Below are 6,000 nucleotides of genomic sequence, written 5' to 3'. Positions count from 1 at the left end.
TACTACCTTCCCTCGGCTGAGCCGAGGGAAGGGGGCCTTCACGCGCAAAAGGAGACTCAGCCGAAGCGGCCCGAGATGTAGTCCTCGGTCGCCTTCTCGTCCGGGTTCGAGAAGATCTTCTCCGTGTCGTTCAGCTCCACCAGGCGCCCCGGCTGGCCGACGCCCGCCAGGTTGAAGAACGCGGTCTGGTCCGACACCCGCGCCGCCTGCTGCATGTTGTGCGTCACGATGACGATCGTGTACTCCTTCTTGAGCTCACCGATCAGGTCCTCGATGGCGAGCGTCGAGATCGGGTCGAGCGCGGAGCACGGCTCGTCCATCAGCAGCACGTCGGGCCGCACGGCGATCGCCCGCGCGATGCAGAGCCGCTGCTGCTGACCACCGGAGAGGCCGCCGCCCGGCTTGTTCAGCCGGTCCTTGACCTCGTTCCACAGGTTCGCGCCGCGCAGGGCGCGCTCGGCGACCTCGTCGAGCTCCTTCTTGCCCTTGGTGCCGCCCAGGCGCAGCCCGGCCACGACGTTGTCGCGGATGGACATCGTCGGGAACGGGTTGGGCCGCTGGAACACCATGCCGATCGTGCGGCGGACCTGCACCGGGTCGACCCCGGCGCCGTAGATGTCCTCGCCGTCGAGCAGCACCTCACCCTCGACGCGGGCGCCGGGGATGACCTCGTGCATGCGGTTCAGCGTGCGCAGGACGGTCGACTTGCCGCAGCCCGACGGGCCGATGAACGCGGTGACGTTCCGCGGCGGCACCGAGAGGGTGACGCCGTCCACGGCGTGGAATTTGCCGTAGTAGATGTCCACGTCTTTGACGTCGATTCGTTTGGCCATCTCAAACAGCTCACTTCTTCTTCGGGGCGACAAGACGGGCAAAGAGCATGGCGAGGAGGTTCACGATCGCGATGATCAGTACCAGGGTGAGCGCCGCACCCCAGATCCTGTCGAACGCGACGGTACCTTCGTCGAACGGGTTGCTGACCCGTTCGTTGTTCATCAGAAGCGGCAAAGCGGCCTGCTCGCCACCGAAGATGTCCCAGTTCACGTAGGCCGAGTAGCCCACGAGGACGAGCAGCGGCGCGGTCTCGCCCATGACCCGGGCGAGCGCCATCATGATGCCGCCGATGATGCCGGACAGCGCGGTCGGCAGGACGATCTTCATGATCGTCTTCCACTTCGGCACGCCGAGCGCGTAGGAGGCTTCGCGCAGGTCGTCCGGGACGATCCGCAGCATCTCCTCCGAGGAGCGCACGACCACCGGGATCATCAGCAGCACCAGGGCCAGCGACACGGCGAAACCGCTGCGCGGGAGGCCGAAGGTGGTGATCCACAGTGCGTAGATGAACAGCGCCGCGACGATCGAGGGGACACCGGAGAGGATGTCCACCATGAACGTGGTGATCTTCGCGAGTTTGCCGCGGCCGTATTCGACCAGGTAGATCGCGACCAGCATGCCGATCGGCACCGCGATGATCGCGCAGACCAGGCCCTGCAGCACCGAGCCGATGACGGCGTGGGCCACGCCGCCGCCGACCTCGTCCGACAAAACCGAGCCGAAGTCCTCGGTCCACCAGTTGCTGTAGGGGATCCGCTTGACACCGTTGATGACCACGGTGGCGAGCAGCCACACCAGCGGCACGACGGCGATCAGGAACGACAGCCAGATCAGCGCCGTGGCGAAGCCGTTCTTGACCTTCCTGGCCATGCTGACCTGCTGGAAGGCGGGGGTGGTGGCGGGGGTCTTCTCGAGCGTGGTGGACATGCTCAGTCCCCCTTCTTGGCGATGACGGATCGCGCGATGAAGTTGACGATGAGCGTCAGCAGGAACAGCACGAGACCCGCCGCGATGTACGCGCCCGCCGAGATCTCGTTGTTGAGTTCCGCGTAGTCCGCCGCGATCTTCGAGGCGAACGTGGCGCCGCCGTCGAAGAGGCTCCAGGTGAACTCGCGGCCGACCGCGCCGGTCAGGATGATCGCGAGCGCGATCGTCTCGCCGAGCGCGCGACCGAGGCCGAGCATCGAAGCGCCGATGTAGCCCGCCTTGCCGAACGGGAGCACCGTGGTGCGGATGACCTCCCAGCGGGTGGCGCCCAGCGCCAGCGCGCCCTCGATATGCGGAGTCGGGGTCCGCTCGAACACTTCACGGGACAGCGAGGTGATGATCGGCAGGATCATCACGGCCAGCACGATACCCGCGGTGAAGATGGTGCCGCGCAGGTCCGGCGAGACGTTGCCCGCCGCGAAGAGCGGGATCCACGAGAAAGTGTCGTTGACCCATTGGGAGAAGGGCTCGATCGCGGGCGCGAAGACCATCAGGCCCCACAGGCCGTAGATGATCGAGGGGACCGCGGCGAGCAGGTCGATCACGTACGCGAACGGCCGCGCCAGCCGCTTCGGCGCGTACTGGGTAAGGAAGAGGGCGATCCCGAGCGAGATCGGCATCGCGATGATCAGCGCCAGCAGGGACGAGTACACCGTGACCAGCAGCAGGCCCATGATCCCGAAGCGCATGTCGTCCGGGGTGGTCTGCCAGACCTGGCTGGTCAGGAAGTTCACGTTGTCGGCCTGGAGCGCCGGGATGGCCTGCACCAGCAGGAACAGCCCGATCAGGCCGATCAGCGAGACGACGAAGACGCCGGCTCCGGTGGTCAGGATCTGGAAGATGCGGTCACCGGGTCGCACCGTCCTGGAATTGGGGCTCGCGAGTCGCACCGAGGACTTCTCGGGCGGTGACGCGGCAGATTGCTCCGAAATCGGGTCCTCCGTGAAGGTCTCGCGGACGCCAGAACGCCCACCGGGGTCGCCGGTGGGCGTTCTGGGCGAAGATGAATCGCTCATCGACTACTTCTGTCCAGCCTGTCTTTACTGATCAACCGAAAGGGTTGGCAACAGGGTCAGGCGATGGCCTTGACGGCGGTCAGGACCTTGTCCTGCAGGCTCTGCGGGATCGGCACGTAGCCCTTTTCCGAAAGCGGCTTCTGACCGTCGGTGGCGGCGACGTTCAGGAAGGCCTTGACGGCCTTGGCGACCTCGGGGTCCGCGTACTTGGAGCACACGATCTCGTAGGTGGCCAGGATGACCGGGTAGGCACCGGGGACGTTGCTGGAGTAGATCGAGTCCAGGTCGAGGGCCAGGTCGTTCGTGCCCTCCTTCTTGAACTTCGCCGCGTCGAGGGACTTGGCGACGTTCGCCGCGTTGAGCTCGACACCACCGGAGCCGCTGTCGATGAGGGCGGTGCTGATGCCGTCCTTCGCGAACGCGGACTCGACGTAGGTGATGGCGCCGTCGGCGGACTTCACGGCGTTGGCGACACCGTTGGACTTCTCCGCGCCGTTGCCGACACCGCCGTTGAACTTCTTGCCGTCACCCTGGGTCCAAGCGCCCTTGGACGCGACCTTCAGGTACTTCTGGAAGTTGTCGGTGGTGCCCGACTCGTCGGTGCGCGAGATGACCTGGATGGCCTTGTCCGGCAGGTTGAGGCTCTCGTTGCCCTTGACCGCCTTGATGGCCGGGTCGTTCCACTTGGTGATGCCACCGTTGAAGATCTTGGCGGTGACCTCGGGGGTCAGGGTCAGCTTGTCGACCCCGGAAAGCTTGTAGGCGATGGCGACCGGGCCGACGACCAGCGGGAGGTTCCACGCGTCGGAGGCGCACCGGGCCTTGGCCTTCTCGGCCTCTTCGTCCTTGAGCGGCGAGTCCGAACCGGCGAAGTCGACCTGGTTCGCGTTGAACTGCTTGATGCCGGCGCCCGAACCGCTCGGGTTGTAGTTCACCTTCTGGCCGGAGCACTTGGCGGCGTAAGCCTGCACGAAGATGTCGATCGCGTTCTTCTGCGCGGACGAGCCCTCGGCCGAAAGCGGGCTCTTGCCACCGCATTCGACGTTCGCCGCGCCGCTGGGGGCGGCGGCGGCACCGGTGCTGCCGGGCTTGGTCGCCGCCGGGTCGGATCCACAGGCGCCGAGCACGAGGGCGGCGGTGGCCACGATGCCGATCGCGCCCGCGGGCCGCATGATCTTCACTGCATTTCCTCCACTGGGAGACTTTCGCCGGATCGGTGGAACGGGAGCGTTCCTTCCGGACCCGGACACTAAGCACCGACAGTGGACAGGCGGCCGTCTAAGGGTGAACGGCAGGTGAACAAGGCGGCCGATGTGAGCAGCGCGACTACTCCGAAAGTGGCCCGTGTCCCAGCCGTGACCTGCGCGTCTGCTCTCCGTGACCGGTCAAGTGCCGCACGTGTGAAGGCGGTTACCGAGCGTATTGGACGTCGACCTCGTATCGAGTGAAGCCGAGCTTCGAATAGACCGCGAGCGCCGGCGCGTTGTCCCCCTCGACGTACAAGATCACTTGGCCCAGCCCGCGATCACGGAGGTACCGCAGCCCGGCGAGCGTGAGTGCCTTCCCGAGACCGCCGCCCTGGGCGTTCGGATCGATGCCGACGACATAGACCTCGCCCGCGGGCTCGCCGCCGAACCGGCCGGGGACGGCGTCGTGGACCTTCGTCCAGTGGAAGCCGATGACCTTCCCGTCCTCTTCCGCGAGGAAGAAGCCCTCGGGGTCGAACCAGGCTTCCTTCTCGGTCGCCCGGACCTCGTCGACGGTCAGGGCGCCCTGCTCGGGGTGCCAGTCGAAGGCGCGCGCGTTGACGCGGACCATCGCTTCCTCGTCCTGACCGGGGACGAACGTCCGCAGCGTGACACCCTCGCGCGTCACGGGCTCCGGCCACGCGGCCTCCGCTGTGTTGATATCCGCGTGCAGGATCAGCAGTTCGCGGGCGCGCTCGAAGCCTTCGGTCCCGGCGAGGTGGACGGCGGCGGGGTGGTCGCCGTGCGCCCAGACGCGCAGTGGCTTCCCCGCGGTCTCTTCGACGAGCGCCCTGGTGAGCGCCCTGCCGTGGCCGGAGCGGCGATGCGCGGGATGGACGAACAGTTCGGCGACCTGGTTGCCGTGCGAATCGCCTTCGGTGTCCAGGTGCGCGTACGCGACCAACTCACCGTCGAGGCGCCCCAGGAGATGCTGCCCACCGGCGAAACCGGTGTCCTCCGGACGGCCGTCGGCCTCGCGCACGGCGAGGAGGAAGTCGTGGATCTCTTCCGTGTCCGGTTCACCGGTCCAAGCCAGATCGAGCATGAAATCGACCCTACCCGGGAACCCGGCACCCGCCTGGACGTCTTGTCAGACAGGAAAGGGGACTCAGTGCGCGGAAAGCTCGCTCGGCTCGTAGACGCTCGCGTCCGGGGCGATGGCCTGCTTCGCCGCCCCCTTCGAAGGCCGCTCGAACTTGTAGCCGACGTTGCGCACGGTGCCGATCATCTGCTCGTGCTCCGGCCCCAGCTTCGCGCGCAGACGCCGGACGTGGACGTCGACCGTGCGCGTGCCGCCGAAGAAGTCGTAACCCCAGACCTCCTGCAGCAGCTGGGCGCGGGTGAACACCCGGCCGGCGTGCTGGGCGAGGTACTTGAGGAGCTCGAACTCCTTGTAGGTCAGTTCGAGGGTGCGCTTGCGGAGCTTCGCGGTGTACGTCGCCTCGTCGATGACCAGCTCGCCGACCCGGAGTTCGGCGTCGACCTGCGCGGCGCCGCCGTCGCGGGTGGTGACCAGCCGCAGCCGGGCGTCGACCTCGGCGGGACCGGCCGTCGGGAGAAGGATGTCGTCGGTACGCCATTCCGCACTGACCGCGACCAGCCCGCCCTCACCGACGACGGCGATGACCGGCGTGGAGGTTTCGTCCTCACCGGCGCCCTTGAGCAGGCGGCAGAGGCTCTTCGCGGAGGCGAGATCGCTCCGGGCGTCGAGGACGATGACGTCGCGGTGGCCGGCGTCGAGCAGCGCGGTCACTTCCGGAGCACGGACGCGTACGGTGTGGGGCAGCAGATCCAGAGCGGGCAATACCGTGGTGGCATCTGCTTCCGCGGTCAGTACCAGAAGGTCCAGGCTCATCGCCGCACCGCCTTCAGTCGTGGTCGCCTCGAACGTGGCTACAGCCGGTGCTTGGTGAGAA

At 67.0% G+C, this 6,000-nt stretch carries 6 protein-coding genes; all 6 read right to left on the bottom strand.

Going from position 1 to position 6,000, the window contains the following annotated elements; all coding sequences use genetic code 11:
• Positions 1-56: 56 nt before the first annotated feature.
• The gene (pstB, locus tag LCL61_RS08240) at positions 57-833 is read right to left on the bottom strand and encodes a phosphate ABC transporter ATP-binding protein PstB (RefSeq protein WP_005152681.1); all 777 of its coding nucleotides are present in this window, start codon (positions 831-833) and stop codon (positions 57-59) included.
• Positions 834-843: 10 nt separating this feature from the next.
• Positions 844-1,761, bottom strand: coding sequence for a phosphate ABC transporter permease PstA (gene pstA, locus LCL61_RS08235; protein WP_192742570.1), 918 nt, complete (start codon positions 1,759-1,761; stop codon positions 844-846).
• A 2-nt stretch (positions 1,762-1,763) separates the two neighbouring features.
• Positions 1,764-2,681: a phosphate ABC transporter permease subunit PstC gene (gene pstC / locus LCL61_RS08230; RefSeq protein WP_340688527.1), complete on the bottom strand. Its 918-nt coding sequence runs from the start codon at positions 2,679-2,681 to the stop codon at positions 1,764-1,766.
• A gap of 212 nt (positions 2,682-2,893) precedes the next feature.
• Positions 2,894-4,018 carry a phosphate ABC transporter substrate-binding protein PstS gene (pstS, locus tag LCL61_RS08225; protein ID WP_340686286.1) on the bottom strand — a complete coding sequence of 375 codons (1,125 nt, stop codon included), beginning with the start codon at positions 4,016-4,018 and terminating at the stop codon, positions 2,894-2,896.
• 229 nt (positions 4,019-4,247) lie between these two features.
• A complete protein-coding gene (gene mshD, locus LCL61_RS08220; RefSeq protein WP_340686285.1) occupies positions 4,248-5,129 on the bottom strand; it encodes a mycothiol synthase in 882 nt (293 codons plus the stop codon).
• A gap of 63 nt (positions 5,130-5,192) precedes the next feature.
• A complete protein-coding gene (locus LCL61_RS08215; protein WP_340686284.1) occupies positions 5,193-5,939 on the bottom strand; it encodes a response regulator transcription factor in 747 nt (248 codons plus the stop codon).
• Positions 5,940-6,000 lie beyond the last annotated feature (61 nt).

Origin of the sequence: Amycolatopsis coloradensis (assembly GCF_037997115.1) — a bacterium.
Lineage (GTDB): Bacteria > Actinomycetota > Actinomycetes > Mycobacteriales > Pseudonocardiaceae > Amycolatopsis > Amycolatopsis coloradensis_A.
This window is presented reverse-complemented; position numbering and strand designations above follow the sequence as displayed.